This is a genomic window from Paracoccus sp. NFXS7, from assembly GCF_040148865.1.
Lineage (GTDB): Bacteria > Pseudomonadota > Alphaproteobacteria > Rhodobacterales > Rhodobacteraceae > Paracoccus > Paracoccus marcusii.
In genome coordinates this window covers 1-3589 of record NZ_JAKEKV010000031.1, presented here as the reverse complement: position 1 = coordinate 3589, position 3589 = coordinate 1, and the positions used below count along the sequence as shown (strand labels likewise).

The following is a 3589-nucleotide window of genomic DNA, read 5'->3' as shown; positions in this document are numbered from 1 at the left end:
CCCCATAGCGCGATCGGATATAACGTCCCGATCGCTCTGCATTATCCCGGCGACGCAGTCAGCCCGTCGCCATGACCAAGCCGGAAAATTCCAGCATCCGGCGGTCCAAGGTTGGGGAGCAGAGCAGCATCGGACGAAGCGCAGTCACCCGCTGCTTCCGCGTCGCGATGCTGCCGTTCGTCTAACACGCAGCGAACGACAGCATCCCGCCCTTCGTGACGGACCAGGCGCCGACCGATCTGCGCCGGCGACGAACGTCCGCTCCTGCGTCCTGAGAGCTTTGGCCTGCCGCACCACCCTCGGTCCGCTTTATGCCCTTCGCGTCGCCGCTAGTTTAGTTTAAATCCCCTACTTTTCCAATCAGCCAGTATTTCCGCAGGGTGCGCCGGCGCAGACTTCGATCATCCCTATCAGAGGGACCGCTCTGCCATCTCTCGGAGGCTTACTAAGCGGATGCAGTTCGACCAGAGATCCTTTTGCCTTGGAAGGACCTTATATCTAACGTCAAAAAGTAGATAAAAAAGACCGCATGGCTTCAAATCATTGCAAGCTGACCACCGCTCCGACGCAGTTATCAGCTTCAGAGAAACACGGTCGCTAGAGAGCAAAATGAAGCCTATCTGCGCCAGGACCGGTGAAGACCTCCCGTCGTTTAACCCTTTAATATAATGAGAAAATCCGGCTAAAGCTGGATTTAAAGACAAGTTCGTTCAGGGTATTTGGCGGAGGTAGTGTAACAAATACCGAACTCTCTCCGGCATCAGTGTCGCCTCGTGTCGTTTTCTGAGTAACTAGGGAGGACGAAAACGACCAGCTATGGCCAACTTACCTCCACGCTGGCATGATAATGCACACCGTTCGTACGGCCCCTTATTGAAAGGCCCACCGATGCATTCGGAAGCTCCTGGCAAGATTGTTGCTGGCTATCTCTACTTACATCGAGATGGAGTCGCGGGCCTGGAGCCGGTTTCACGGCAAAACATGTGGGCTGCTGAAGCCATAGCGAACGCATCGCAATGGAACGTCGTAAAGTTATGGAAGAACGGTCAGGAGAGAATTTCGTTTCTTACGTACGAGGATTTTGAGTGTTCCTTCCCTGCTTTACTCGAGAGCGTCACCGTTAATCTTAAGAACCGTACCGCAGTTCGTCGTTCGTACCGAGCGCGTGCCAATCCGCCTGTTCTTCATCGCAAAGAACTACTCCTGCCAGCTGATCACCCGAGGCGCGACGAGTACAGCGAACTGACGCTAGGCCTCGAACGCATAGGCCTTCTGAGAGAGACCAGTTCAATTGGGACAAGGCTTGCATGGGACGAACGCATGCGGGAAGCTGGCGTCCGAATTGTCGGGCATAGAATTGAGCTACTTATCGAGCCGCTTTCACAGCCAGATGTTACCATACAGCGCCATCTCGCGGCGATTCGGAGGTACGGGTTATCATTACCAATTCAGTCACTGATCCGGTATGGCTTGATCAATGAAGAAACGACGGTGTTCGACTACGGGTGCGGATACGGATCGGATATCGAAGGGCTTCAGGCCGCCGGTATTTCGGCCGCCGGGTGGGATCCATACTACGCACCGGATCAGACATGCGCGCCAGCTCACGTCGTAAACCTCGGCTTTGTTCTGAATGTTATTGAGACCCCCGCCGAGCGGCAGGATGTCCTGCGGTCGGCTTTTGCTCTCGCGCAACGCTGCCTTGCGGTCGCCGTCATCACCTCTAGCCGGGCGCAAACAGAGACGTGCCGACCCTATGGTGACGGGCACGTCACTCGCCTCGGTACGTTTCAGAAGTTCTATCGCCCGGGAGAACTCAAGGAATTTATTGAAGCCACACTCGGCAGAGAGGCATTTCAAGCCGGACCGGGTCTCTTCTTCATTTTTGCAGATTCGTTGTCCGAGCAATCCTACCTTCTGTCTCGACAAACTCGCCGGTCCGCACCAAGCGTGAGCGCCGCCGCACGGCGAAAGGCGGCGCGAGAAGCAGCCTTTGAGGCTCTCCGACCTGACCTCGAAGCCATTGTGGCAGTAGCGACAGACCTTAGAAGATGGCCAGCAGTGGTCGAACTTCCGAAAGAAATACTTGAACGGCTCGAGGCGGCTAATACTTCGGCCGCGAAAGCAATCAGTTTGGCGAGCAGCCTTTCTGACCCCGAATTTTTGGACGATGTAGCCGAGCAGAGGCAGGAGGATATCGCTGTCTATCTAGCGCTCAACCAATTCAATCGCCGTCGAAACTACAGGGACTTACCAGAACCTCTCAAAAGGGATGTTCGCGCGCTGTTCCAAAACTTCACCACGGCGCAAGCAACAGCGCGTGATCTGCTTTTCTCCCTCGCTGACTCTGAGCTTCTCTGCGCAGCGGCCAAGGCTACCGCCAGTGAAGGTCTGGGTTATTTAGACGAAGAAATGAACTACTGGGTAAGCACGGAACTTACACCGCGACTTCCCGCAGTTCTGCGTTGTTTTGCAGGCTGTGCTGAGAAGTACGCCGGTGGCTTCGACGAGATGCAACTTGTGAAGCTTCACCTTCGAACTGGCAAGCTGACAGGTTTCCGCTATGCAGACTTTGAGCTTTCCCCTCTTCCGCGTCTCGAGGTTCGAACCAAGGTCGATCTAGGGCGGCAACGAATCTCGGACTTCGACCACCACGGTGAGGATCAGCGCCTGCTCTTGAAGTCTCGCTTCATGGCGCCTGATCAAGCAGGATTTGATCGTCAGAAGCGGTTCGATGCCCAAGCGAGTGCAGTCGGACTGGATCGGCTTGGTACCCGTGCCACCGGAGCGGAGATAGCGTTGGTAGCGAAAGCTGCAGACCTTATTCTCAGCGGGTGGAGTTGGGCGCCCACTGGGCCTCGGGCCGATGCAGGTTGAGAATGAGGAACCGCGCCGGTCTATAGCCCCTTTCTTCAATTACGAGGGAAAGCGGAATATCCGACTCAATGTCTCGAGCCTTAAGCAACAGTATATTCTGAATCAACATTAGGAGCAGTCTTGTCGCCGCATAGAAATGTGAAACCATCGCCAACCCGCCCGAGAGGGGGGTGTTGTCCTTGCCATGGAAGATGTGGTTTCGGAAGATGCGAACGAGTTCTGCGGCTGCCGCAGCACCGGTAAGCCCGTACTTGCTATCAATCAACGCAATGTCGCCCTGCAAATCAGGAACTCGACTGCAAATCTGTCTTGCGACCTCGTACGATCCCTTGAACGCCAGCATCTCATTCCAGCACTGCTCATCCGCAGCGTAAAAGAGTTTTCGTGCCTGCACTGGAATCTTATCTTTCGCTTTTTCTGGCCCAAGAGTACTTTCAATTGCTGCTTCATAGCTGGTCCACACGAAGTTAAAGATCGATAGCGCTTGCTCTGCTCCCCAACCTTGGACCGCCGGATGCTGGAATTTTCCGGCTTGTGCCCTGCTCCCCAACCTTGGACCGCCGGATGCTGGAATTTTCCGGCTTGTGCTCTGCTCCCCAACCTTGGACCGCCGGATGCTGGAATTTTCCGGCTTGGTCATGGCGACGGGCTGACTGCGTCGCCGGGATAATGCAGAGCGATCGGGACGTTATATCCGATCGCGCTATGGGGT

General features: G+C 55.2%; 2 protein-coding genes. One reads left to right on the top strand and one right to left on the bottom strand.

The annotated features are described in order from the left end of the window. Window positions 1-888: 888 nt before the first annotated feature. Window positions 889-2877, top strand: coding sequence for a DNA phosphorothioation-associated putative methyltransferase (locus LZ686_RS18775; RefSeq protein WP_349548770.1), 1989 nt, complete (start codon window positions 889-891; stop codon window positions 2875-2877). Here LZ686_RS18775 and LZ686_RS18770 read toward each other — a convergent pair. Then, entirely contained in the window at window positions 2828-3517 is a 690-nt protein-coding gene (locus LZ686_RS18770) for a hypothetical protein (protein ID WP_349548769.1), read from the bottom strand. The genes LZ686_RS18775 and LZ686_RS18770 overlap by 50 nt on opposite strands. Between the last annotated feature and the right edge of the window lie 72 nt (window positions 3518-3589).

Coding starts and splice junctions, on each gene's coding strand:
- LZ686_RS18770 (WP_349548769.1), bottom strand. CDS start 3,517: ATGACCAAGCCGGAAAATTCCAGCATCCGGCGGTCCAAGGTTGGGGAG.
- LZ686_RS18775 (WP_349548770.1), top strand. CDS start 889: ATGCATTCGGAAGCTCCTGGCAAGATTGTTGCTGGCTATCTCTACTTA.